This window comes from Leifsonia sp. NCR5, assembly GCF_002105485.1.
Classification (GTDB): domain Bacteria; phylum Actinomycetota; class Actinomycetes; order Actinomycetales; family Microbacteriaceae; genus Leifsonia.
The window spans coordinates 1-23,089 of record NZ_NCSR01000004.1 but is presented as its reverse complement, the minus strand read 5'-3'; the positions used below and the strand labels follow the sequence as shown (position 1 = coordinate 23,089).

Sequence of the window (23,089 nt, the reverse complement as noted above, 5' to 3'; positions counted from 1 at the left end):
GCCTAGTGCAGCAGCCCGAGGTCGTTGAGCTGCTCGCTGAGTCCGGCGCCGTCCGGTGCGTACACCCACGGCGCGCCACTCAGCTCGGTGTGCTTCTCGGCCTTCGACCGGCCACCGGCGAGGACCGCCTCGCTGTTGGACAGCTGCCGGATCGCGACGGCGGTGACGCTGTCCGGGTGCGCGGTCGTGAACTCGCCGTACAGGATCTCGTCATGCTGGCCGTCGTCGCCGATCAGCAGCCACTTGAGGCCGGGGAACTCATGGGCCAGCCGTTCCAGGCTGACGCGCTTGTGCTCGCGCCCGCTGCGGAACCAGCGGTCGTGCGTCGGTCCCCAGTCGGTCAGCAGCAGGGGACCGGCCGGGAACAGGTTGCGGGAGAGGAAGCGGGTGAGCGTCGGAGCGACGTTCCACGCCCCCGTCGACAGGTAGATCACCGGCGTGCCGGGATGCGTGGCCGCCAGCCGTTCGAGCAGCACGGACATGCCGGGCGTGGCGACGCGGGCGTGCTCGTCGAGCACGAAGGTGTTCCAGGCGGCGAGCAGCGGGCGGGGGAGCGCCGTGACCATGACGGTGTCGTCCACGTCGGAGATGATGCCGAAGGTCGCCTTCGGGTCGACGATGAAGACCGGGGCCTCGAACACGCGCGTCGACTGCTCGGTGAACATCCTGACCGTGTGCCAGCCGGGCGTGAGCTGCACGGGAATGACCGTGTCGATCACGCCGCCGCGGTCGGGCATCACCGTGTGCCGGTCGCCCTCGATCTCGATGGTGACCGGGGTGTCGGAGACGGGGACGCTGGTGAACGACCGCCAGCCCCGGATGCTCTCCTCGCGCTTGCGGTGCTTGCGCTCCGCCCTGCTGCCCGGCTTCGGCTCCTTGGCGAGAACCACCCTGCCCAGGATGCGCGCCCAGGTCGGAGCTCCGTAGCCCGCGTACGGCACGACGGTCGCCAGATATCCGCGCTTGCGGGCGCGGCGGGCGCGGAAATCGTGGAACGCATCCTCGATGCGCGCCGCGCGATGCATGATGGGCTCGACGCTCGCGCCGCGTTTGTCAGGGGTGGCGGGCATATCTGACTAGTTTCTCATGGACGCTGGACACCCGTGTGCGCATCCCCCAGATCTGGGGATGCAGTATGCGGCGAGTCGGAGCGAATTCCCCGGCATAAATGAGGTTTCCCCGAATATGATCCGATTATCACGGTACTGAACGCCGTGGGGCTGGGGACCCGACAGACGTATTGTTGATCTGCAGGAAAAAAAGGAGTAGCCCTCGTGCCCATCAACGACCTCGTGGCCGGTCAGAACACATCCGGAGCACCACTGGTGCGAACCGAACCCATCCAGGAGCGGAGCGCAGCACGCATCGACGCGCTGCTCGACGCCGCTGCGGAGGTGGTGGACGAGATCGGTTTCGACCGCCTCACCACCGCGATGGTGGCCGAGCGGGCCGGCGCGTCCATCGGAACCGTCTACCGCTACTTCCCGGACCGCATCGTGCTGCTCCAGGCGCTGCGCGACCGCGCTGTGGTGCGCTACCGCCAGGCGGTCGTGCAGGGCATCAGGGCGCAGGAGCCCGAGCACTGGTGGATGGCCGTCGAGTGCGCGATCGACGCGTTCGTCGGCATGTTCCGCGCAGAGCCCGGCTTCCGCATCATCCGCTTCACCGACGCGGAGCGCTCGGGAGCGCCAGAGGACGAGCAGGGCCAGGACGACGACTTCTTCGCCCACCGCTTCGCCGAGATCCTCTCCGACGAATTCGGCCTCCCGGCCGGCGACGAGCTCACCTTCCACCTCGAAGTCGTGGTGGAGATGATGGACTCCCTCATCAACAGGGCCTTCGTGCTCGACCCCACCGGCGACGAGCGCTTCATCGCCGAGGCCAGGGTCGTCGCCCGCGAGTACCTCGAGAAGCGCTACGGCGACAAGGCCTGATCGGGTGCACCTCGCGAGCGTGGTGCAATCCAGGTAATGCAAATAACGCTAAAGAGAGCCTTCCTTCGCTAGTACGTAGTCAGCGCGGCTGGGTTGACGCCCGTCGGGTGTTTCCAAACCGGAACCGCTGTGTAGATGGTGCTCGCTGGGTTCGATATCGATGTCGCTGAAGCGAACGCCTACACGATCGTCGAGCAGGGCGACGGCACGCAGCAGTCGGTGCCGGTGAGTCCGGAAGCTATCGCGTTCGAGCGTGAATTCGTTGCGAAGCAGGACACGCGGACAAGAACCACGTGGGTCAACGGACCGTGTGGGAACTCCTGGATCAACGCGGTCTCGCGCGGAAACACGAAATTCATCTCGACGGGCTTCGTGGTGCCGCGTCCAGTGATCGCGATGAACTGGACGGTGCAGGTCTGGGGATGGGGCGGGCTGACGTCCCATACCTGGCTCGGGGGGAGCGGACCGTCGTGGAGCAGCAGCTGGTCGTCCTCACTCTCAGGCGGCGACTTCGCGAATGTGCTGCCCGGGTCGAATGTCGTGATGAACAATGGCGCGGTGTGCCTCTCCGGGTCGCCGGGAGAGAATTTCCATTCCTAACGTCATCGTCCGGCGAGGGAGCGAAGTGCCTCCCTGTACTCCGGCAGGTTTCCTCGTGTCACCGACGACACCAGAAGCGTCGCATTGCTCAGTCTCGCCGTGTAGTGGTCGCGGAGTGGAATCTCGATGACGACACGGAGGCCCGCCTGCAAGGCGCGTTGCGTGCTCTCGCCGGCTGCTCTTTCCGCGTTCGGATCGAAATGCAGGAACTGTCGCCAGGTGCGAGCGCCGTCGCCGGCGTCGAGGCCGAGCGCAGTGCTCAGCCCATCGGCGCTCGGCGCGGTCCACAACGTGGGCTGCTCCGGTATCGTTGCCGGATCGGCTTCGTGTACGCGCCGCAGGTGAGTGAGCGAATCCTTCCAGAGCTTCTCCCACGTCCCGACGAGTACGACGTCCGCGGATGGCGTCGGCTCGCCGGGAAGGTCGGCGCACGGCAGGGCCGGCTCAGCGTTACCGAGCGCGCGGTGCCGCAACCACAGCAGCTCGAGGAGGGTGGCACCGTCCGACACGCGGATCGACATCTCGCGTGGCCAGGCAGGAATATCGTACGCATCATCAAAAAACATGTGGTGCTCCCGTATCTCTTCGTGCCATATTCTCACACCGGCTTCGAGACTCGTCAGGTCGATACGACTTCGTCGAAGTTGGGAATGTCAGTGGGTGGTGGCATGTTGCCATCCGATACGTCCTCCACACCGAACAGAGTGTGCAGTGCCACTGACACGGAAAGGGGGTTCGGTTGTTCCGGACCGCCCGCGCCACATTTCGACGCAATCCTTTGCCAAAGCGCCTCAATCGTGTTTGGCTGAAAGGACAGGCCTGTGTCGATCCGATGCCAACTTCGAGGAATGAGCCGCACACATGATCGAGTTCCGCTCGGTAACGAAGCAGTTTCCCGACGGTACGGTCGCGGTCGAAGACTTCTCCCTCGTCATCCCGTCGCGTGAGATCACGGTGCTGGTCGGCTCGTCCGGCAGCGGCAAGACGACCATTTTGCGCATGATCAACCGGATGGTCGACCCCAGCAGCGGCACCGTCGAGATCGACGGCCAGGACGTGATGTCCCTGAAGCCCGTGCAGTTGCGGCGCAGCATCGGCTACGTGATGCAGAACTCCGGGTTGCTGCCGCACAGGAAGGTCGTCGACAACATCGCCACCGTTCCTCTGCTGCGCGGCGACAAGAAACGGGATGCGCGGGAGCGCGCCCTGGAACTCATGGACACGGTCGGGCTGGAACGCTCCCTGGCCGACAAGTACCCCAGCCAGCTCTCCGGCGGCCAGCAGCAGCGCGTCGGCGTCGCCCGCGGGCTCGCGGTCGACCCGAACATCCTGCTGATGGACGAGCCGTTCGGCGCCGTCGACCCGATCGTGCGCGACGAGCTGCAGAACGAGCTGATCCATCTGCAGCGGGAGCTGGACAAGACCGTCGTGTTCGTGACCCACGACATCGACGAGGCGTTCCGGCTCGGCACCCAGGTGGTCATCTTCCGGAAGGGCGGCATCGTCGCGCAGAAGGGCACGCCCGCCGAGATCCTGGCGAACCCGGCCGACGAGTTCGTCGCGTCGTTCGTCGGCGCAGACAGGGGCAAGCGCGCCCTGCACATCGAGGAGACCCCGACGGGCAGCGTGCTCGTGGACAGCGACGGCCGCACAGCCGGTGTGCTGCGTTCGGAGGGCTCGGCCCTCTCCGAGGCAAAGGCCACGACCGCACAGGTCGTGGGTGCTCCGGCGCAGGGTGAGGAAGCGTCGTGAGTTGGCTGTGGTCGAACATCGGCCTGGTCTGGGACCTCACGGTCGCTCACGTCACGCTGAGCGTCTTTCCAATCATCATCGGGTTCATCGTCGCACTGCCGATCGGCTGGGTGGCGAATCGCTACCGGGTGAGCCGCGGCGTGCTGCTGACCCTGGGCGGCATCCTGTACGCCATCCCGTCTCTCCCGCTGTTCGTGGCGATGCCTGCGCTGTTCGGCACGAAGATCCTCGACCCGGTGAACGTCGTGATCGCGCTCAGCCTGTACGCCCTCGCGCTGATGGTCCGCACCAGCTCGGATGCGCTCGCGAGCGTGCCGGGTGACGTGATGCAGTCGGCCACGGCGATCGGTTTCAGCACCTGGCGCCGGTTCTGGTCGGTGGAACTCCCGCTCGCCGGTCCCGTGCTGCTCGCCGGACTGCGGGTGGTGTCGGTGAGCACCGTGAGCCTGGTCAGCGTCGGCTCCCTGATCGGAGTGTCCAGCCTGGGCACCATGTTCGTGCAGGGCCTCAACCAGTACAACAACGCCGAGGTGGTGACCGGCATCGTCGCGATCGTGATCATCGCCCTCGTCTTCGACCTCGCCCTCGTGCTGCTCGGCAGGCTGCTGATGCCGTGGACGAGGCTCGGAACGACCAAGCGCGCCACCCGCCGGGCGGCGCTGAAGGCGGTGACCGGCGCATGACCGACATCCTCGCGGCGTTCGCCTGGGTCTTCGACCCAGCCAACTGGGCAGGGCCGAGCGGCATCGCCGCCCGGCTGGGGGAGCACGTCTGGTATTCGCTGCTCACCCTCATCCTGGCCGCGGTGATCGCGCTGCCGATCGGGTTCGCCATCGGGCACACCGGCCGGTTCCGCGGGCTCGCGATCGGCGTATCCGGTGCCCTCCGCGCCATCCCGACCCTCGGCCTGGTGGTCTACCTGGCGCTGATCACGCTCAACCTGAGCATCGTCCCACCGCTGATGGCGCTGACCATCCTGGCGATCCCTCCGGTGCTCGCCGGGGCGTACTCCGGCCTCGAATCCGTCGACAGGCGCACTATTGACGCGGCCCGCGGCATGGGGATGACCGAGCTGCAGATCCTGCTCAAGGTCGAGCTCCCGCTGTCGCTGCCGCTGATCATCGGCGGCCTGCGTTCTGCTGCGCTGCAGGTGGTCGCCACCTGGACGGTCGCCGCGATCCTGCCGGTCGGCGGCCTCGGCCGCTACCTGTTCGACGGGCTGGCCGTGCAGAAGTACGACGAGATGCTCGGCGGCTCGATCCTGGTGATCGCGCTCGCCCTCGTCACCGACGGGCTGTTCGCCATCGTGCAGCGGCTCGTCGTGCCCCGCGGCGTCGCGGCCGGCAAGGTCCAGGATGTGCGCACGAAGGACCCCTGGCGTCCGCTCGGGCCGTCCGTCCCGAACCGCCCGCTCGGCACCAACCTCTGATTTTTCCATCCCACAGTCCCAACGCACCCACCGAAAGAGAGAAACGAACATGTTCGCATCGAAGAGAGGCCGCATCGCGGCCGGCGTCCTCGCGGCGGGAGCCCTGCTGGCTCTCAGCGCGTGCTCGTCCGGCGGCGGAGCACTGGACAATTCGTCCACGTCGTCGTCGTCCGGCGACACCGTCACCATCGGCTCCGCCGCGTTCGGCGAGTCCGAGATCCTCATGCAGATCTACGGCCAGGCTCTCGAGGCCAACGGCGTGAAGGTCAACCTGAAGCCCAGCATCGGCCAGCGCGACGTCTACCTGAAGGCGCTGCAGGACGGCTCGATCGACCTCATCCCCGAGTACTCCGGCAACCTGCTGCAGTTCTACGACAAGTCCAGCACGGACACCTCCAGCGACGACGTGTACGCGGCGCTCTCCAAGGCGCTGCCATCCGGCTTCGAGGTGCTCGACCAGGCCAAGGCGCAGGACGCGGACTCGTACAACGTCACGAAGGAGTTCTCGGAGAAGTGGGGCGTGAAGAGCCTCTCCGACCTGTCCAAGGTCACCGAGCCGCTCACCGTCGGCGCCAACCCGGAGTTCGGCCAGCGCCCGTACGGCATCCCCGGGCTCAAGAGCGCGTACGGCGTGACCGCCACGCTCAAGCCGATCAGCGACTCCGGCGGCCCGCTGACCGTCGCAGCCCTCAAGAACGGCGACGTGCAGCTGGCGGACATCTACACCACGACGCCCGCGATCAAGGACAACGGCTTCGTCACGCTGGAAGACCCGAAGAGCCTGATCGCCGCGCAGAACATCGTGCCGCTGATCAACTCCAAGAAGGCCAGCTCCACGGTGAAGGACGTGCTGAACAAGGTGTCGGCCGAGCTCACCACCGAGGACCTGATCGACCTCAACGGCAAGAACCAGGGCGCCAGCAAGACGCAGCCGGATGCGCTGGCGAAGGAGTGGCTGTCCAGCCACCCCATCAAGAAGTAGCAGGAGCGCCGGAAGGCGACAGGCGGGGCTAGGCCTCGTCGAGGTGCGGCGGTTCGGGTTCCCGGACCGCCGCATCCGTGTGTCCGGCGTCCATGTGCCTGGCCTCGCGCTTCTGCAGCACCTTCTTGACGATGTACGCCAGCACGATGAAGGCGGCGATGATGGCGACGAACACGTAGCCGGCGCCGTGCAGCTCCTGCGACAGCTCGCGATAGCTGCCGGCGGCGGCCGATCCGACGGAGACGTAGGCGAACGCCCAGATCACGCAGGCCGGAGCCGTCCAAGCCATGAAGGTGCGGTAGCGCATCGGGCTCATGCCGACGGTGAGCGGGATGAGGGAGTGCAGCACCGGCAGGAAGCGGGACAGGAACACCGCGATCCCTCCGCGCTTGGCGAGGTAGGCCTCCGCCTTGTCCCAGTTGCTCTGGCCGAGCTTCAGGCCGAGTCTGCTCGCCCGGATCTTCGGGCCGAAGTACCGGCCGAGGGCGAAGCCGATGCTCTCCCCGGCCAGCGCTCCGATGATCACGACGACCACGAGCGCGAAGTACTCGATCGGGCTCGCTACGGCGGTGCTGGCGACCAGCACGATGGTGTCGCCCGGCACGATCAGGCCGATCAGGATCGAGGTCTCCAACAGGATTCCGACACCGGCGAGGAGGGTGCGGAGCACGGGGTCGACGCTCTGGACGATGTCCAGGATCCAGGTCAGCGCCTCGTTCACGGCGTCGCCGTCCGCGCATCCCGGGGCTCGCGCCGGATGAGGGTGAAGAAGTACTCGAGGGTGGCCGCCATGTCCGCGCTGTCGTCGAGCATCCACTGCACCTGCATCCCGTCGGCGACGGCGATGGCCAGGCGCGCCACCTGCAGCGGGTCGAGCGACGGGTCGATGCGGTCTGCGCTCTGCTCGGCGCGCACGTGCTCCTCGATGGCGCGGATCAGCATGGCGTAGCGCTCGACGAAGTATGCGTGGCCGGGGTGGTCCTCGTCCGCCGCCTCCGCGGAGATGGTCGCGTACAGCTGGACGAGGCCGGGCACGTCGGCGTTGTGGCGCACGATGTCGACGAGCGTGTCGAAGCCGCGGACGCTGCCGCCCTCCGGATGCGCGTGCTCGTCCACCTCGTCGCGCTTGCGGAGCACCTCGGCGAACAGCTCCTCCTTCGACGAGAAGTGGTGCAGGAGCCCGGCCTGGCTGAGGCCGACGGAGCTCGCGATCTCACGGAGGGACGCGCCGCGGTAGCCCTTCTGTGCGAAGACGTCGAGCGCCGTCGTGAGGATCTCCTCGCGCTTGGCGATTCCCTTGGCGTACGAGCCCTTCTGCGGCCCCTTCTTCGGCATGGGGAAATGCTACTGGGCGCGGGCTGAACGAACGCGCAGTGTCAGCTGGTGAGCACCAGGACGGGCGGCACGATCACCAGGGCGGCAGCGAGCACGACCACGGTCAGCCGGAGCGCGGGGCTCACCGGCCGGTTCGCCGAATCGAGGCGCTCGACCCGCGCAGCGATGGCGTGCCTGCGCTCCTCCGGGGTGCGGCTGTCCTTGGGTGCGCCGAGCACCGCGCCGGCCGTGCCGGTGTCGTCGACGACCCGGATGGCGTCGGCGAGCACGCGGTCGCCGGCCGCTGGCCGGGCGGCGTCGTCGGCCAGCATCTCGATCAGCAGGGCGACGGCATCCTGAGCCCTGTTGGCGATGGGGAACCAGGGGAGCGCCCGCTTCCAGGAGCGGAACGCGTCGAGCAGCAGGTGGTGCTTCTGGCGCAGGTGGGCGTGCTCGTGGGCGACCACCGCATCCAGTTGCTCCGGGGTGAGCAGCGCGATCATGCCCTCGGACAGCACGGTCACGCTCTTCGCGCCCGGCAGGCAGTACGCCGCGGGGGCCGGGTGGTCGATGATGCGCGTGCTCGGGGTGTCCGGCAGCGGTTCGCTGAGCAGGCTGAGGAGTTCCCGGTGGCGGTGGCGCTGGCGTCTGCTGCGCGCCGAGGTGAGTGCGAGGTTGAGCAGCAGGTGCACGGTGAGGAGGACGGCTGCGCTCAGGGCGAAGGTGTTGAGCAGCGACGCCCCGGCGGGCAGCGGGCCGGAGAACACGGTCGAGGCCGCACCCTGGATGCGCGACCAGAGATCGAGCCCGAACGGCTGCAGCCCGTAGAGCAGCAGGGAGCCGATCATCGAGATGCCACCGGCGAGCGCGATGGACTGCCAGAGCGCGAGGGCGAGCACCGGTGCGGACGCCGGCCACTTCGCGCGGGCGAGGAGCACCGGGACGGGCCAGGCGAGGGCGACGGCGAGCACGCCGAGCAGCACGGCGATCTCGTTGACGGGTGGCACGGGAGGCTAGGAGGTGCGGGCGTCGAGGAGGTGGCGCAGCGTCTCCGCCTCCGACTCGTCGACCGAGCCGACGAAGTACGCGAGCGCCGCGTTGCGGTCGCTGGAGGTCTCGAGGACTTCGCGCATCAGGTCGGCGACGTGGCCGGCACGGGAGACCGCTGCGGTGTAGAGGTGCGGGCGCGCATCCCTGTCTCGTTCGGCGAAGCCCTTCTGCTCCAGCCGGGACAGCACGGTGAGCACGGTGGTGAGGGCGGGAGTCTTGCCGTCGGTTCTGGATGCCGCTAGCTTGTCGCGTAGTTCGTTGGCGGAGAGCGGGGCTCCGCTGTTCCACAGAGCGTCCATGATCGCTCGTTCCAGTTCTCCGAGATTGGCCACGGATCCAGGGTACCGCGGCACGCTGAGAATGTTCTACACTTTGTAGAAGTCGAGTTCTACAGAGCGTAGAAATCGACGAGGAAGGTGGACACACCCGTGCACGAACTCCTTGACCCGCTTCTGCTCTCACGGTGGCAATTCGGGCTGACGACGATCTACCACTTCCTGTTCGTCCCCTTGACGATCGGGCTGGTCACCTCCGTCGCGATCTTCCAGACGGCCTGGTACCGCACGGGGAAGGTGCACTACCTGCAGCTGACCCACTTCTTCGGGAAGCTGTTCCTGATCAACTTCGCGATGGGTGTCGTCACCGGCATCGTGCAAGAGTTCCAGTTCGGGATGAACTGGTCCAACTACTCCCGCTTCGTCGGAGACGTCTTCGGCGCACCGCTCGCGCTGGAAGGCCTGCTCGCCTTCTTCCTGGAGGCGACCTTCATCGGGCTCTGGATCTTCGGCTGGGACAAGCTCCCGCGCGGCCTGCACCTGGCGACCATCTGGGTCACGGCCGCCGGCAGCATCCTGTCGGCGTACTTCATCATCGCGGCCAACGCGTTCATGCAGAACCCGGTCGGATACAGCATCAACGCCGAGAAGGGGAGGGCGGAGCTCACCGACATCGGCGCCGTGCTGACCAACAAGGTGGCCCTCGCCGCCTTCCCGCACACGATCTTCGCCTGCTTCATGGTGTCCGCCGGCCTCATCATCACGGTGGCGGCCTGGCACCTGTCGAGGAACCAGCACCTCGACACGATGCGCCCGGCCCTCAAGTTCGGCCTGTGGGTGATGGTGGGCGCCGGTGCGCTGACCGTGCTGAGCGGCGACCAGCTCGGCCTCGCGATGGTCCAGACCCAGCCGATGAAGATGGCGGCGGCGGAAGCGCTCTACAAGACCTCCACCGGCGCGGACGCGTCGTTCTCGATCTTCACCCTCGGCACCCCGGACGGCGTGCACGAACTGTTCTCGATCCGCATCCCGTATCTGCTGTCGTTCCTCTCGACGCACACGCTGAACGGCACGGTCGAGGGCATCAACGACCTGCAGGCGCAGTACGTGCAGCTCTACGGCCCCGGCGACTACACGCCGACCATCTGGATCACCTACTGGGCGTTCCGCTGGATGATCGGGCTCGGGATGCTCCACGTCCTGGTCGCCGTCGTGGGCCTCTGGCTCACCCGCAAGGGCAGGATGCCCACCAACACGTGGGTCTGGAAGGCCGCGATCTGGGCGTTCCCGCTCTCGATGCTCGCCATGATCGTCGGCTGGGTCTTCACCGAGATGGGCAGGCAGCCCTGGATCGTGTTCAGCCTGATGAAGACGGAGGACGGGGTGTCGCCCGGGGTCACCGGCCTCACCGTGCTGATCTCGCTGATCGCGTTCACCGCGGTGTACGGCACGCTCGCCGTCGTCGAGTTCTCGCTGATGAAGCGCGCGGCCCAGAAGGGTCCTGCTCCCGCGGAGGAGCACGTCGACGACGACGGCAACCACGTCCCTGTCACGACGGTCTACTAGGAGTCTCTGATGGATCTCGCAATTCTCTGGTTCGGTATCGTCGCGTTCTTCTTCGTCGGATACTTCGTGCTCGACGGTTTCGACTTCGGCGTCGGGATGGCGCTGCCGTTCCTCAGCAAGGACGACGTCGACCGCCGCGTGATGATCAACACCATCGGCCCGGTGTGGGACCTCAACGAGACCTGGGTGATCGTGGGTGGGGCTGCGCTGTTCGCGGCGTTCCCCGAGTGGTACGCCACCCTGTTCAGCGGGTTCTACCTGGCCCTCCTGCTCATCCTGCTCGCGCTGATCGTGCGCGGCGTCTCGTTCGAGTATCGGCACCAGCGACCGGACTCGCGCTGGAAGAAGTGGTTCGACGGCATGATCTTCGTCGGCTCGCTGCTGCCTGCACTGCTCTGGGGCGTCGCGTTCGCGAACATCGTGCAGGGCGTCGCACTGGATGCGCAGTACAACTACACCGGAACGCTCTTCGACCTGCTCAACCCGTATGCGCTGCTCGGCGGGCTGACCACGCTCCTGCTGTTCTTCACGCACGGGGTCGTGTTCATCTCTCTCAAGACGGACGGCGAGATCCGCGAGCGTGCCAGGAAGCTGGCGGTGAAGTCCGGGCTCGCCGCGATCGTGGTGGCCGCAGCGTTCCTGCTGTGGACGGCCATCGCCCACTTCTCGGTGGTGTTCGTGGTGCTGGCCCTGCTCGCCGCCGTGGCGCTGATCGCATCCTGGGTCGCCAACCTGCGCGGGGCGGAGGGCTGGTCGTTCACGTTCATGGCCGTCACCATCGCGCTGGCCGTGGTGTCCCTGTTCGCCGCGCTGTTCCCGAACGTGATGCCGTCGTCGCCGAACCCGGAGAACAGCCTGACGATCGCGAACGCGTCCAGCTCGCAGACGACGCTGACGGTGATGACCTGGGTCGCGGCGATCTTCCTGCCGCTGATCCTGCTCTACCAGGCGTTCACGTACTGGATCTTCCGCAAGCGCGTCACCCGGGCGAGCATCCCGGCCGAGGCGCCGGTGCCCGTCGAGGCCGGCTGACCCGTGCGTCCCCTCGATCCCCGGCTGCTGCGCTACGCGGCGGCGGCGCGCACCACTCTCGCGGTGGGCGGCGTGCTCGCCGTGGCGCAGACGGCGTGCGTGGTGCTGTTCGCCTGGCTGGTGACGCAGCTGGTGGTGCGCGGCGTCGCGGGGGAGCAGCCGGCGGCGCTGGCCGGGCTGCTGGGCTGGCTGGCGCTGGTGGTGCTCGTGCGCGGGGCGGTGGGCTGGCTTGCGGAGTCCGCCGCCGCCCGCGGAGGGGCGACGGTGGTCGGTCAGTTGCGCAGCGCGCTGGTCGCGGCCATCGGCCGGCTCGGTCCTGGCTGGCTGCGCACGCGGAGCACGGCCGACGTGACCGTGACGGTCGGCCGCGGGCTGGATGCGCTGGACGGCTACTTCACCAAGTACGTTCCCCAGCTGATCCTGACGGCCGTCGCCACGCCCATCCTGGTGCTGGTGATCTTCTGGCAGGACCCGACCAGCGGGCTGATCGTCGTGATCACGCTGCCGCTCATCCCGGTGTTCATGATGCTCGTCGGCTGGGCGACCCAGGCCGCGCAGAGCAAGCAGTGGTCTGCGCTGTCCCGGCTGTCGCGCGGCTTCCTCGACGTGGTCGACGGGCTCTCGACCCTCAAGCTGTTCGGACGTCAGCACCGGCAGGAGGCGCGCATCCGGTCGGTGAGCGACGACTACCGGGTGCACACCATGAAGGTGCTGCGCATGTCGTTCCTCTCCGGCTTCGTGCTGGAGCTCGCGGCGAGCCTGTCGGTGGCGCTGGTCGCTGTGGCCATCGGGCTGCGGCTGCTGAACGGGCAGCTGGACCTGTCCGTCGGGCTGTTCGTGCTGCTGCTCGCTCCGGAGGCGTTCCTGCCGCTGCGGAACGTCGGCGCGAGTTTCCACGCGGCGACGGAGGGGATCGAGGCGGCGCAGGCGGCGTTCGCGGTGCTGGATGAAGACAGGGCTGCTGGGGGTGCTGCGGCGGGTGCTGCTTCGTCATCCGGACAGCCAGGACTCGTGTTCGACGACGTGACCATCTCCTACGACGACCGGGAGGTGGTGACCGGCTTCTCCGCGAACATCCCGCCCGGCACCCTCGCCGTCCTGACTGCGCCGAGCGGCAGCGGGAAATCCTCGCTGCTCGCCGCGGTGCTCGGGTTCGTGCCGTTCACCGGGGGCATCAGCGCGGGGGGAGCAGTGGATGCGGCCGGTCGCCGCGATGCCGTCGCCTGGGCCGCGCAGACCCCCGGACTGATCGCGGGGACGATCGCGTCGAACGTGGCGCTCGGCTCCGCACATCCCGAACCCGCGCTGGTCGTCGAGGCGTTGCGGCTGGCCGCTGCGGACGAGCTGGCGCCGGAGACGATGCTGGGCGTCGGGGGCGCCGGGCTGTCCGGAGGGCAGGCGCAGCGGGTGGCCGTCGCGCGTGCGGTGTACCGGTTGCGCGCATCCGGTGCCTCTGTATCTTCTGGCGGGACTGTGCTGCTTCTGGACGAGCCGACCTCGGCCCTGGATGAGGCCGCTGAGGCGCGGCTGCTCGGCACGCTGCGCAGGATCGCCGACGACGGTGTGGCCGTGCTCGTGGTGAGCCACCGGGAACAGGTGGCCGACGCCGCCGACCTGGTGCTGAGGATGGAGGCCGGAAGCCGTGTCGAGTGAACGAGTGATGGAGGCGGGCGTCCCGTCCTCCGCTGGCCTGCACCGCGCGTCGCCCGGCGCCCGCCGGGTGCTGCGGCTCGCGCTGCCTCCCGTGCGGCGGCTGTGGTCGGCCATTGCGCTCGGCGTGCTGAGCGGCGGGAGCGCGGTTGCGCTGCTCGCGTCGTCGGCGTGGCTGATCGCGCGCGCCGCCGAACAGCCGGCGTTGATGTACATCTCGCTCGCCGTCGTCGGGGTGCGGGCGTTCGCCCTCGGGCGCGCGTTCTTCCGCTACCTCGAACGGCTGGCCGGGCACGACGCCGCCTTCCGGCAGCTGCCGGAGGTGCGCACGGAGCTGTACCGGCGGCTCGTGCCGCTCGCACCGGACGGCCTCGGCGGCACGCGCCGCGGCGACCTGCTCTCCCGGCTGGCGAACGACGTGGACGAGCTGCAGAACTACCCGCTGCGGGTAGTCCAGCCGCTGGCGACGTCCGGGCTGATCGCGCTGCTCACGGTTGTGGGAACGTTCCTGCTGCTCCCGGAGGCGGCGCTCGGCCTGCTCCTGACGCTCGCGCTCGCGTTCGTCGTCGGCACCCTCGTGAACACCTGGGCGTCCGGCCGGGCGGAGCGGAGGCTCGCCCCGCTGCGCGCCGACCTCAGCGATGCCGTCAGCGATCTCGTGCGCAACCTCGACGTCCTCACCGCCTTCGGCGCGCTCGACACCGCGCGCAGGAGGGTCGACGACGCGAGCGCCGCCCTCACCGCGGCCGTGCGTTCGCGGGCGGTCGGGGTGGCGCTGACCGGCGCTGTCGTCTCCGTGCTGGCGGGCGCCGCCACGGCGATCGCCCTGGCCACGGGCATCCCGGCCCTGGGCGCCGGACGGATCGACGGCCCGGAGCTCGCGGTCGTCGCGCTGCTCCCTCTCGCGGTGTTCGAGGTCTTCGGGATGGTGCCGCTCGCGCTCGGTTCGTGGCGTCAGGTCGTCGCGAGCGCCGAACGCATCGCGGAGACGGCCCCGGAGACGCTTCCCTCCGGCATCCCCGTCGACCGGGATGCGCCGGTCGAACTCGTGGTGCGGTCGGTCCCCGAGCTGCGCCTGACCGGGGTCGGCGCGCACTGGCCCGGCGCATCCATCCCGGTGCTGACCGACGTGGATGTGCGGATCGCGCCCGGAGAGCGGGTGCTGCTCACCGGGCCGACGGGCGCGGGCAAGACCGCCATCGCCCACGTCCTCACGCGGCTCATCGACTACTCGGGCAGCTACACGATCGACGGTGTCGAGGCCTCTTCGGCGCGGCAGGACGATGTGCGCAGGATCGTCGGCCTCTGCGAGCAGCAGCCGTTCCTGTTCGACGCCGACCTCCGCCAGAACCTCCTGTTCGCGCGGGACACGGCGACGGACGCCGACCTCCTCGCCGTCCTCGACCGCGTCGGCCTCGGCGAGTGGACGACCGCCCGCGGCGGGCTCGACGCGCCGGTGGGGGAGCGCGGCGCGCTCGTCTCCGGCGGTCAGGCGCAGCGCATCGCGCTCGCCCGCGCCATCCTGGCCGACTTCCCCGTGCTCATCGTGGACGAGCCGACGGCCAACGTCGACGGCGCTGTGGCCGACACGGTCGTGCGCGACATCCTCACGACCGCGGCCGAGGACGGGCGCAGCGTGCTGATGATCGCGCACACGCGCGTGCCGTCCGAGCTGGTCGACAGGAGCGTCAGGATCGAGGACGGGCGGGTGGTGGCGTAGGAGATTCTGGTATCCGGAAGGCTGCGTCTCGAGGGGCGGCTAGGCTGGTGCGAGACGCCGAGCGGATCGAGGAATCAATGAGTCGACCCAATCGAGTGACCGGAGTGGCTTTCCGGCATTGGCTCTCGAGAGTCGGCGAAGTCTGTGTTGCTGTTGCGGACAGTTTCCTCGGCAATTTCCGCCGCTAGCGAAGGGTGACGAACGGAGAGGCGCGGACGTGCGCCTCTCCGATACGCCTTTCCTGTTCAGTCCCCGCGACGCTGCGTAGCCACCGCATCCCGTCCGGCCCAGAAGTTACCCAGGACGAGGAAGATCGTTCCGTCGACAGCGAGCACAATGAGCCAGATCCACCACGGAACGACCGCTCCGAAGGTGAACGCCAGAACAACCAGCAGGAGCATCGATGCGAACGACGCGACCTTGCGCGGCATCGTGGCGTTGAGTGCTTGCCGCACCTCGGGTCGGAACGCGTCGACGATGGTCACTTGCAGTAGCCACCCGAATACGCGAGGCTCCCGATGACGCCGGGGCCGATCAAGAGCTGTTCGCACTTGCCAGCGTTGTATGCGCGCTGACTGTTGACCAGGATGGACCCGGCGTTCGCTCCACACAGCGCTCCTCCGACATAGCCGGTGAGCCGCGTCACCCAGCCGCAGACGGTTGCCATTCCGGTCATGGTCGTCGCGGTTTTGGTCTCGGCACGATTGAGCTTGACCGAAGGGAGACCCATCTCCCACACGAACGCCGGATCGGCCACGATCGGGTAGTTCGCTGTGCCCCTGTGGTCGACAACCTGGGTGAGCGTCGTGTCGTTCAGCTCATAGTGTGTCGGTACGGCAACGCCGCGTGCGTCCTTGGCCCACGGCTCAGCGATAAAGGTCACCGGGTCACCCTCCGCATTGACCACGAAATAGCCTCGCCCTGCAGGAACGATCTGACCGCCGGACGGGAGGGTCAGCTGGTAGCTGTAGCGCGAAGGGGCCGCAGAATCGGTGATGACGGTGTTGATCTGGAGCGCACCGGCCGCGGTGACAACGGGCACGGAGGTCGACCCATTGTTGTTGTCATACGACACGATCCCCTTCGACTCCACTGTCGCGGTTTCCGCGCTCGACGCGAACGGAAGCGAAATCCCTATCGTGCCAGTCGAAGTGCCGACGGAAATGCCCGCTTCGGGCTCGACAGGAATGACCACCTCCGCATCGGCCACGTGTGCGTCGATTGCGTTCGTTCCCGACGCAGTCGTCGGAATCTGCGCGGCGTCTCTCGTCGTCTCCGGAGTAGCGCGAGCGACGCTCTCGAGCGTGGCCGGCTCGGAGGTGTCGGCGAATGCAGGGGCAGCACCCAGTAGCCCGACTGCGATTGTGACGCACCCAGCAAACGCTGCAATGCCGTGGAGCGGTTTCTTCGATTTCATTGTTGTGCCATTCACGTAGAGCGATGGAGCTGGCAGAGTCCGCGACCTGATCGCGTCAGCGTGAACAGGAGTCAGCTATCCCGGAACATCGACGTTAGCGACATCAGTATGAAATGCACAATGCTTGGATATAAATTACAGTGACAATACACGGGGCACAGTGAGCGTGTCCGCTCACACCTCCCGCGCCAGCGCAGCGAGCCGGCTGCGCCACGCGGTCGCACGCGCCGCATCCTGAGCCAGCTGCGGCCCGTCCACCCACGACGTCACCGCCCGGATGCCGTGCAGCGCGTTCACGGCCCAGACCACCATTCCCTTGAGTTCGGCGGGGGTCACGGCCTCCTCGTCGACAGGGATGCGCAGCGCAGCCGCCACCCCGCGGACCGTGCGCGCCGCCACGCTGTCGACCTTCGCGAAGGTCAGCGGAGGGGTGGCGAGCGTGTCGCCGCGCCACCACAGCAGCGCGGTCGTCGTTCCGTCGGAGATGAGGCCGTTGTCGAGGATGACCGCCTCGTCGGCTCCCACCTGCTGGGCGCGCTGGCGGAGCACGCCGAGCTGGGCGATGTCCGGACCCTTGATGTCCGGCACGCGGCGGGGGTCGCCGTCGGCCGTCGCGAGGACGACGGAGTCGGTCAGCGGGGGAGCGGGACGCAGGCGGAAGCGGAGGCGGTGCGCATCCCGGATCGTCGCCAGCTCGAACCGCGGGAACCAGGCGCCGGTGCGGGGGATCGTCGCGACGGCGGCGTCCCAGAAGCGTTCGGTCTCGGCGCGGTCGCGGAAACCCTGCTCGCGGGCGGAGTCGAGGAACCGGGAGCGGTGCAGGCCGAGCGCGAGCACCCGGCCGTCGTCCACCAGGAACGAGTCGGCCACGTCGAGCGTCTGCTCCACCACTTCGCAGTCGTCGAGTGCGACGAGTTCGCCGTCGCGCCAATCGGAGAGGGTGGTGCGCGCATCCATTCGCCTAGGCTAATGCAGTGCCAACCCGTCTCCGTGTGCAGCAGTTCGACGGGCGACCGGACGCCGCAGACGCCTTCGTCGCGCTGTTCGCCGACGCGCCGGATGCGGTCTGGCTGGACGCCGGACCGGATGCGGAGAGCGGGCGGAGCATCCTCGCGACCGGGACGATCGTGGCGACGGCCGCGTTGGACAGCGGCTCGGTGCAGGTGACGGACGGCGACGGGTCCACGACGCGTCCTGGCACCATGCTCGACCTGCTTCGCGCCGACCTCTCCACCCGTGAGCTGGTTCCGGCGCGCACGCGCGAACCGTCGTTCGCGCTCGGCTGGGTGGGCTGGCTGGGCTACGAGACCGGGGCAGCGGCGCTCGGGGTGCCGTTCGCGGCGGAGGATGGGCCTGCGGCAGCGATGTTGTTCGCCGACCGTGCCGTCGTGTTCGACCACGGCACCGGAGGCGTGGAACTGCTGGTGCTGGAGGACGCGGACGGACAGGATGCAGACCGCTGGCTCGCCGAGTCGGCCGAACGCCTGCACGCGGCCGACGGCGCAGCGGCGCGCTACGCGGACGCGCATCCACTGCCCGAGCGGACAGCGGCGCACTGGCGGCACGACGACGCCGCATACCTCGCCATGATCCGCTCCTGCCAGGACTCCATCCGCGCGGGCGACGCCTACCAGCTCTGTCTCACCAACCGGGCCGACGCCGTCAGCGACGCCGACCCGCTCGCCGTGCACCTGCGGCTGCGCAGCTCGAGCCCGGCACACCACGCCGGGTTCGTGCGCATCGGGGGCACGACGCTGGTGAGCTCGTCGCCCGAGCAGTTCCTCGCGGTGACCGCCTCCGGCGGGGTGCTCAGCAAGCCGATCAAGGGCACCAGGCCGCGTGGCGCCACCGTCGCCGCCGACATCGCCCTGCGCGCCGAGCTGGAGGCCAGTGAGAAAGAGCGCGCGGAGAACGTGATGATCGTGGACCTGATGCGCAACGACATCGGCCGGGTGAGCGAGGTCGGGTCCGTCGGCGTGCGGCACCTGCTGGCCGTCGAGAGCTACGCGCAGGTGCACCAGCTGGTCAGCACGGTCGAGGGGAGGCTGCGCGCCGGCCTCGGCGCGGTCGACGCGGTGGAGGCGTGCTTCCCGGCCGGTTCGATGACGGGAGCTCCAAAGCTCAGCGCCATGCGCATCCTGGCCGGGCTGGAACGCGGCCCGCGCGGCGTCTACTCGGGATGCTTCGGCTACCTCGGCCTCGACGGCGCCGCCGACCTCGCGATGGTCATCAGGAGCGTCGTGTTCCGCGACGGGCGGGTGAGCATCGGCGCAGGCGGCGGGATCACGGCGCTGTCCGTGCCGGAGGAGGAACTGGAGGAGGTGCGGATCAAAGCGCGGGCGTTGTTCGCCGCCGCCGGGCTGTTCGCAGCGGACGCACAGCCACCAGGGAACGGATCGGCCGACCGCAACGTTTAGTAGTGTGGATGTTTGGGCGCACGCCGCCCGACGTCTTCCCGGCCGCATCCACTCGACAGCGGCCAAGCACCTTCAAGAATGAGAGTCACGTGGCACACGAGCACGATTCAGCGAACGCGCCGGCCGAGGGCGCGCACTACGACTTCGCCGCCATCCAGGACAAGTGGCTTCCGGTCTGGGACGACCTGAAGCCGTTCGCCACGGACGACCCGGCGGACACCCGTCCGCGCAAATACGTGCTCGACATGTTCCCCTACCCGTCCGGCGACCTGCACATGGGTCACGCCGAGGCGTACGCGCTGGGCGACGTGATCGCCCGCTACTGGCGTCAGCAGGGCTTCAACGTGCTGCACCCGATCGGCTGGGACTCCTTCGGTCTGCCGGCGGAGAATGCCGCGATCAAGCGCGGGCTCGACCCGAATGGCTGGACCAACGACAACATCGCGCAGCAGAAGGCCAGCATGCGCCGTTACGCGCCCAGCTTCGACTGGGATCGCGTGCTGCAGACCAGCGATCCGGAGTATTACCGCTGGAACCAGTGGCTGTTCCTGAAGCTGTACGAGAAGGGCCTGGCGTACCGCAAGGCCAGCTCGGTCAACTGGTGCCCGTTCGACCAGACCGTGCTGGCGAACGAGCAGGTCGTCAACGGCCGCTGCGAGCGCTGCGACAACCTGGTCACCAAGAAGAAGCTGACCCAGTGGTACTTCCGGATCACCGACTACGCCGACCGCCTGCTGGACGACCTGAACCAGCTGGAGGGCGCGTGGCCGTCCAAGGTGCTGTCGATGCAGCGCAACTGGATCGGCCGCTCCACCGGCGCGGACGTGCAGTTCGCGATCGAGGGACGCGACGAGCCGGTGACGGTGTACACGACGCGTCCTGACACGCTCTACGGTGCGACGTTCATGGTGGTCGCCCCCGACTCCGACCTGGCCGCCGAGCTGGTGAAGCATGCGCGTCCGGAGGTCAAGCAGCGTTTCGACGACTACCTGGATGCTGTCCGCGGCACCACGGAGATGGACCGCCTCTCCACCGAGCGCGAGAAGACCGGCGTCTTCCTGGAACGCCACGCGATCAACCCGCTGACCGGCGAGAAGCTGCCGATCTGGGCGGCGGACTACGTGCTGGCCGACTACGGTCACGGCGCGATCATGGCCGTGCCGGCGCACGACCAGCGCGACCTGGACTTCGCCCGCGCCTTCGACCTGCCGGTGCGCGTGGTCGTCGACACGAACCAGCCCGTCACCGGCGCCATCCCGGTCATCCACACCGACCCGGAGACCGGCGAGCCGATCCTGCCGGACGACCTGCCCCTGCAGAACCCATCGGAGACCGGCGTTGCGCTGACCGGCGAGGGCCGTCTGATCAACTCCGGGCCGTTCGACGGGCTGAGCAAGTCGAACGCGATCCGTCGCGTCACCGAGGCGCTGCAGGCGAGCAGCCTGGGCGTGCCGGCGAAGAACTTCCGCCTGCGCGACTGGCTGATCTCGCGCCAGCGGTACTGGGGCACCCCCATCCCGATCATCCACTGCGAGGTCTGCGGCGAGGTTCCCGTGCCGGAGTCCGACCTGCCGGTGCTGCTGCCGCCCGCGGAGGGCCTCGACCTGCAGCCGAAGGGCACCAGCCCGCTGGGAGCGGCGTCGGACTGGGTCAACGTGGCCTGCCCGAACTGCGGTGGCCCTGCCACGCGCGACACGGACACGATGGACACGTTCGTGGACAGCTCGTGGTATTTCCTGCGCTTCCTGTCCGCCCGTGACTCCACGCAGGCGTTCGACCCGGCAGAGGCGGAGAAGTGGGCGCCCGTCGACCAGTACGTCGGCGGCGTGACCCACGCCATCCTGCACCTTCTGTACTCCCGGTTCATCACCAAGGTGCTGTTCGACCAGGGCTACCTGAGCTTCACTGAGCCGTTCACGGCGCTGCTGAACCAGGGCATGGTACTGATGGACGGCTCCGCGATGAGCAAGTCGCGCGGCAACCTGGTCAAGCTGTCCGAGCAGCTCGACGAGCACGGCGTGGATGCGGTCCGCCTCACCATGTCGTTCGCCGGACCGCCGGAGGACGACATCGACTGGGCGGACGTCTCGCCGTCCGGCAGCGCCAAGTTCCTGGCCCGCGCCTGGCGCGTCGCCCACGACGTGACCAGCAGCCCGGACGCGGTCTGGAAGAACGGGGACACGGCCCTGCGCCGCGTCACCCACCGCTTCCTCGCCGACGCGCCCGGACTGGTCGAGGCGTTCAAGTTCAACGTCGTCGTCGCGCGCCTGATGGAGCTGGTGAACGCCACCCGCAAGACCATCGACAGCGGCGCGGGCCCCGCCGACCCCGCCGTGCGCGAGGCGGCAGAGGTCACGGCGATGGCCCTGAACCTGTTCGCGCCGTACGCGGCGGAAGACATGTGGTCGATGCTCGGCTACGAGCCCGCGGTCGCGCTGGCCCAGTGGCGCAAGCCGGACCCGACGCTGCTGATCGAGGAGTCGGTCACCGCGGTCATCCAGGTCGACGGCAAGGTCCGCGACCGCCTCGAGGTCTCCCCGAAGATCTCGACGGACGAGCTGGAAGCCCTCGGACGCGCCTCCGAGGCCGTGAAGCGCTCGGTGGGCGACCGCGAGATCGTGAACGTGATCGTGCGCGCGCCGCGCCTCGTGAACATCGCGACGCGGGCGCGCGGGTAGTACGTTCGCGCAGGCTTCGACGGCCGCTCTCCACAGGGAGGGCGGCCGTCGGTGTTTTCCACGGGTCTTTCGTGTGGAGCTGGGGGAGTGTGCGGGGTTCGTAGCGTGAGGGGATGCGGGAGACGGATGCGGATGCTGAAGCGGGTGTTGCGGGTGTTGCGGGTGTTGCGCGTGTTGCGGAGGACGGGGCGGATGTCGTTGTGCCGCGGTCGGGGCGGGTTCGTCTCGGCGTAGGCGCTGCCGTCGTCCTGCTGCTGGGAGCGCTGGTGGTGACGGTCGTCGTGTCGGCGTTCGGCCAGCAAGGCTCCACGACCACGGTCGATGCGCCTGCACCGTCGCCGTCGAGTGCTGGTGACCCGTCGCCCACGCCGGGCGGGGAACTGCTGGTGCACGTGCTCGGAGCCGTCGCCAACCCGGGCCTGGTCACCCTCGCAGCGGGAGCGCGCGTGCTCGACGCGGTTGCCGCGGCGGGCGGTCTCACCGAGGATGCCGACCTCAGCACCGTCAACCTCGCCCGCCCTGTCACCGACGGCGAGCAGCTCGCGGTCCCGCGCGTCGGGGAGCCGCTTCCGCCGCCGCCCGCTGCCGGTTCGGGTGCTGCCGCGTCTGGCTCGTCCGCGTCCACGGTCAACCTCAACACCGCCACGCAATCCGACCTCGAGACCCTCCCACGCATCGGCCCCGCCCTCGCCTCCCGCATCCTCGACTGGCGCGCCGCGAACGGCCGCTTCACCTCGCCCGCCGACCTCCTCGCCATCACCGGCATCGGCCAGAAACTCTTCGACGGCCTCAAAGACCGGGTGACCGTATGAGGCCCGACCTCCGCCTGATCCCACCGGCGGTCTCCCTCTGGGTCGCCGCCGCGCTCACCATCGGAGCCCCGGATGCCGCCCGCCCGCTCGCGGTCGCCTGCTGGATGCTCGCCGCCGGCGCCCTGCTCGTCGCGGTGTTGGTCGGGCGCGCGCGGGCGACCGCTCGACGGCGTCCGCCTCGAGCGCGCACGAACCACCGCGCAGCGCTCCTCGCAACGCTCTGCAGCGTGTCCTTCGCGTCCGTCGCTCTGGTTACCAGCGTGGTCGCCACGCAGGCTCAGACGAGAACGCCGCCGATCCTCACCGACGGTGCCGACCGTCAGCGAGTCACCATGACCGTGCGCGTCGACAGTACCCCGCACCACATCTCACCCGGCTTCGACGGTGCCGAGCGCGCGCGCTGGCGCGGAACCGCCCAATCGGTTCTTTTACCTTCACCCACACCCACCCCCATCTCCGCC

22 protein-coding genes and 1 pseudogene are annotated in these 23,089 nt (G+C 68.6%); 14 read left to right on the top strand and 9 right to left on the bottom strand.

The annotated features are described in order from the left end of the window. Nucleotides 1–2 precede the first annotated feature (2 nt). Complete coding sequence (locus B7438_RS04840; RefSeq protein ID WP_085368436.1) at nt 3–1,070, bottom strand: App1 family protein; 1,068 nt, start codon at nt 1,068–1,070, stop codon at nt 3–5. A gap of 204 nt (nt 1,071–1,274) precedes the next feature. Here B7438_RS04840 and B7438_RS04835 point away from each other — a divergent pair, with 204 nt between their 5' ends. Continuing rightward, nucleotides 1,275–1,934 (top strand): TetR/AcrR family transcriptional regulator, encoded by a 660-nt coding sequence (locus B7438_RS04835; protein WP_085368435.1) that lies wholly within the window; start codon nt 1,275–1,277, stop codon nt 1,932–1,934. A gap of 135 nt (nt 1,935–2,069) precedes the next feature. Next, the gene (locus tag B7438_RS04830) at nt 2,070–2,534 is read left to right on the top strand and encodes a hypothetical protein (RefSeq protein WP_085368434.1); all 465 of its coding nucleotides are present in this window, start codon (nt 2,070–2,072) and stop codon (nt 2,532–2,534) included. 2 nt (nt 2,535–2,536) lie between these two features. Here B7438_RS04830 and B7438_RS04825 read toward each other — a convergent pair whose 3' ends face one another. After that, nucleotides 2,537–3,100 carry a hypothetical protein gene (locus tag B7438_RS04825; RefSeq protein ID WP_143465618.1) on the bottom strand — a complete coding sequence of 188 codons (564 nt, stop codon included), beginning with the start codon at nt 3,098–3,100 and terminating at the stop codon, nt 2,537–2,539. A gap of 295 nt (nt 3,101–3,395) precedes the next feature. On the opposite strand from B7438_RS04825, the gene B7438_RS04820 reads away from it, so the two are divergent. The 4 genes from B7438_RS04820 to B7438_RS04805 are packed head-to-tail and all read left to right on the top strand — an operon-like array spanning nt 3,396 to nt 6,697. Continuing rightward, entirely contained in the window at nt 3,396–4,286 is an 891-nt protein-coding gene (locus tag B7438_RS04820; protein ID WP_085368432.1) for an ABC transporter ATP-binding protein, read from the top strand. After that, nucleotides 4,283–4,969, top strand: coding sequence for an ABC transporter permease (locus B7438_RS04815; protein ID WP_085368431.1), 687 nt, complete (start codon nt 4,283–4,285; stop codon nt 4,967–4,969). Before B7438_RS04820 ends, B7438_RS04815 begins: the two co-directional genes overlap by 4 nt. Continuing rightward, nucleotides 4,966–5,715: an ABC transporter permease gene (locus B7438_RS04810; protein WP_085368430.1), complete on the top strand. Its 750-nt coding sequence runs from the start codon at nt 4,966–4,968 to the stop codon at nt 5,713–5,715. Before B7438_RS04815 ends, B7438_RS04810 begins: the two co-directional genes overlap by 4 nt. A gap of 49 nt (nt 5,716–5,764) precedes the next feature. Beyond that, nucleotides 5,765–6,697: an ABC transporter substrate-binding protein gene (locus B7438_RS04805; protein ID WP_085368429.1), complete on the top strand. Its 933-nt coding sequence runs from the start codon at nt 5,765–5,767 to the stop codon at nt 6,695–6,697. Nucleotides 6,698–6,725: 28 nt separating this feature from the next. Here the strand turns inward: B7438_RS04805 and B7438_RS04800 are convergent, their stop codons facing one another. The 4 genes from B7438_RS04800 to B7438_RS04785 are packed head-to-tail and all read right to left on the bottom strand — an operon-like array spanning nt 6,726 to nt 9,393. Continuing rightward, nucleotides 6,726–7,418 carry a DedA family protein gene (locus B7438_RS04800; RefSeq protein WP_085368428.1) on the bottom strand — a complete coding sequence of 231 codons (693 nt, stop codon included), beginning with the start codon at nt 7,416–7,418 and terminating at the stop codon, nt 6,726–6,728. Further along, nucleotides 7,415–8,032, bottom strand: coding sequence for a TetR/AcrR family transcriptional regulator (locus B7438_RS04795; protein WP_085368427.1), 618 nt, complete (start codon nt 8,030–8,032; stop codon nt 7,415–7,417). Before B7438_RS04795 ends, B7438_RS04800 begins: the two co-directional genes overlap by 4 nt. A gap of 41 nt (nt 8,033–8,073) precedes the next feature. Further along, nucleotides 8,074–9,018, bottom strand: a complete 945-nt coding sequence (locus B7438_RS04790) for a M56 family metallopeptidase (protein ID WP_085368426.1) — start codon at nt 9,016–9,018, stop codon at nt 8,074–8,076. A gap of 6 nt (nt 9,019–9,024) precedes the next feature. Next, entirely contained in the window at nt 9,025–9,393 is a 369-nt protein-coding gene (locus tag B7438_RS04785; RefSeq protein WP_085368425.1) for a BlaI/MecI/CopY family transcriptional regulator, read from the bottom strand. Nucleotides 9,394–9,489: 96 nt separating this feature from the next. Between B7438_RS04785 and B7438_RS04780 the strand changes: the two genes are divergently transcribed. From B7438_RS04780 to cydC, 4 genes are read left to right on the top strand one after another with little or no spacing between them, the layout of a single operon-like run. After that, nucleotides 9,490–10,902 carry a cytochrome ubiquinol oxidase subunit I gene (locus B7438_RS04780; RefSeq protein WP_085368600.1) on the top strand — a complete coding sequence of 471 codons (1,413 nt, stop codon included), beginning with the start codon at nt 9,490–9,492 and terminating at the stop codon, nt 10,900–10,902. A gap of 9 nt (nt 10,903–10,911) precedes the next feature. Next, nucleotides 10,912–11,934, top strand: a complete 1,023-nt coding sequence (gene cydB / locus B7438_RS04775) for a cytochrome d ubiquinol oxidase subunit II (RefSeq protein WP_085368424.1) — start codon at nt 10,912–10,914, stop codon at nt 11,932–11,934. A 3-nt stretch (nt 11,935–11,937) separates the two neighbouring features. Continuing rightward, nucleotides 11,938–13,587 carry a thiol reductant ABC exporter subunit CydD gene (gene cydD, locus B7438_RS04770; RefSeq protein ID WP_085368423.1) on the top strand — a complete coding sequence of 550 codons (1,650 nt, stop codon included), beginning with the start codon at nt 11,938–11,940 and terminating at the stop codon, nt 13,585–13,587. A gap of 7 nt (nt 13,588–13,594) precedes the next feature. Further along, complete coding sequence (gene cydC / locus B7438_RS04765) at nt 13,595–15,304, top strand: thiol reductant ABC exporter subunit CydC (protein ID WP_085368422.1); 1,710 nt, start codon at nt 13,595–13,597, stop codon at nt 15,302–15,304. Between the two features lie 245 nt (nt 15,305–15,549). On the opposite strand, the gene B7438_RS04760 is transcribed toward cydC, so the two are convergent. The 3 genes from B7438_RS04760 to B7438_RS04750 form a co-directional block, all read right to left on the bottom strand. Next, nucleotides 15,550–15,789: a hypothetical protein gene (locus B7438_RS04760; RefSeq protein WP_085368421.1), complete on the bottom strand. Its 240-nt coding sequence runs from the start codon at nt 15,787–15,789 to the stop codon at nt 15,550–15,552. Further along, entirely contained in the window at nt 15,786–16,721 is a 936-nt protein-coding gene (locus B7438_RS04755; protein ID WP_143465616.1) for a hypothetical protein, read from the bottom strand. Before B7438_RS04755 ends, B7438_RS04760 begins: the two co-directional genes overlap by 4 nt. Before the next feature lie 174 nt (nt 16,722–16,895). Continuing rightward, nucleotides 16,896–17,678 carry an aminotransferase class IV gene (locus B7438_RS04750; RefSeq protein WP_085368419.1) on the bottom strand — a complete coding sequence of 261 codons (783 nt, stop codon included), beginning with the start codon at nt 17,676–17,678 and terminating at the stop codon, nt 16,896–16,898. Nucleotides 17,679–17,695: 17 nt separating this feature from the next. On the opposite strand from B7438_RS04750, the gene pabB reads away from it, so the two are divergent. The 4 genes and pseudogenes from pabB to B7438_RS04730 all read left to right on the top strand — a co-directional run. Then, entirely contained in the window at nt 17,696–19,138 is a 1,443-nt protein-coding gene (pabB, locus tag B7438_RS04745; RefSeq protein ID WP_085368418.1) for an aminodeoxychorismate synthase component I, read from the top strand. 8 nt (nt 19,139–19,146) lie between these two features. Further along, entirely contained in the window at nt 19,147–21,816 is a 2,670-nt protein-coding gene (gene leuS / locus B7438_RS04740) for a leucine--tRNA ligase (protein WP_373270185.1), read from the top strand. A 200-nt stretch (nt 21,817–22,016) separates the two neighbouring features. Next, the gene (locus B7438_RS04735; RefSeq protein ID WP_256921870.1) at nt 22,017–22,628 is read left to right on the top strand and encodes a helix-hairpin-helix domain-containing protein; all 612 of its coding nucleotides are present in this window, start codon (nt 22,017–22,019) and stop codon (nt 22,626–22,628) included. Beyond that, a pseudogene (locus B7438_RS04730) lies at nt 22,625–23,089 on the top strand (hypothetical protein); the annotation flags it as partial. The gene B7438_RS04735 and the pseudogene B7438_RS04730, both read left to right, overlap by 4 nt.

Bases quoted from the DNA above. Each gene is read 5' to 3' on its own strand.
- B7438_RS04840 (WP_085368436.1), bottom strand. From the start codon at position 1,070: ATGCCCGCCACCCCTGACAAACGCGGCGCGAGCGTCGAGCCCATCATG.
- B7438_RS04830 (WP_085368434.1), top strand. From the start codon at position 2,070: ATGGTGCTCGCTGGGTTCGATATCGATGTCGCTGAAGCGAACGCCTAC.
- B7438_RS04825 (WP_143465618.1), bottom strand. From the start codon at position 3,100: ATGTTTTTTGATGATGCGTACGATATTCCTGCCTGGCCACGCGAGATG.
- B7438_RS04820 (WP_085368432.1), top strand. From the start codon at position 3,396: ATGATCGAGTTCCGCTCGGTAACGAAGCAGTTTCCCGACGGTACGGTC.
- B7438_RS04810 (WP_085368430.1), top strand. From the start codon at position 4,966: ATGACCGACATCCTCGCGGCGTTCGCCTGGGTCTTCGACCCAGCCAAC.
- B7438_RS04805 (WP_085368429.1), top strand. From the start codon at position 5,765: ATGTTCGCATCGAAGAGAGGCCGCATCGCGGCCGGCGTCCTCGCGGCG.
- B7438_RS04795 (WP_085368427.1), bottom strand. From the start codon at position 8,032: ATGCCGAAGAAGGGGCCGCAGAAGGGCTCGTACGCCAAGGGAATCGCC.
- cydB (WP_085368424.1), top strand. From the start codon at position 10,912: ATGGATCTCGCAATTCTCTGGTTCGGTATCGTCGCGTTCTTCTTCGTC.
- cydC (WP_085368422.1), top strand. From the start codon at position 13,595: ATGGAGGCGGGCGTCCCGTCCTCCGCTGGCCTGCACCGCGCGTCGCCC.
- B7438_RS04755 (WP_143465616.1), bottom strand. From the start codon at position 16,721: ATGAAATCGAAGAAACCGCTCCACGGCATTGCAGCGTTTGCTGGGTGC.
- B7438_RS04750 (WP_085368419.1), bottom strand. From the start codon at position 17,678: ATGGATGCGCGCACCACCCTCTCCGATTGGCGCGACGGCGAACTCGTC.
- leuS (WP_373270185.1), top strand. From the start codon at position 19,147: ATGTTTGGGCGCACGCCGCCCGACGTCTTCCCGGCCGCATCCACTCGA.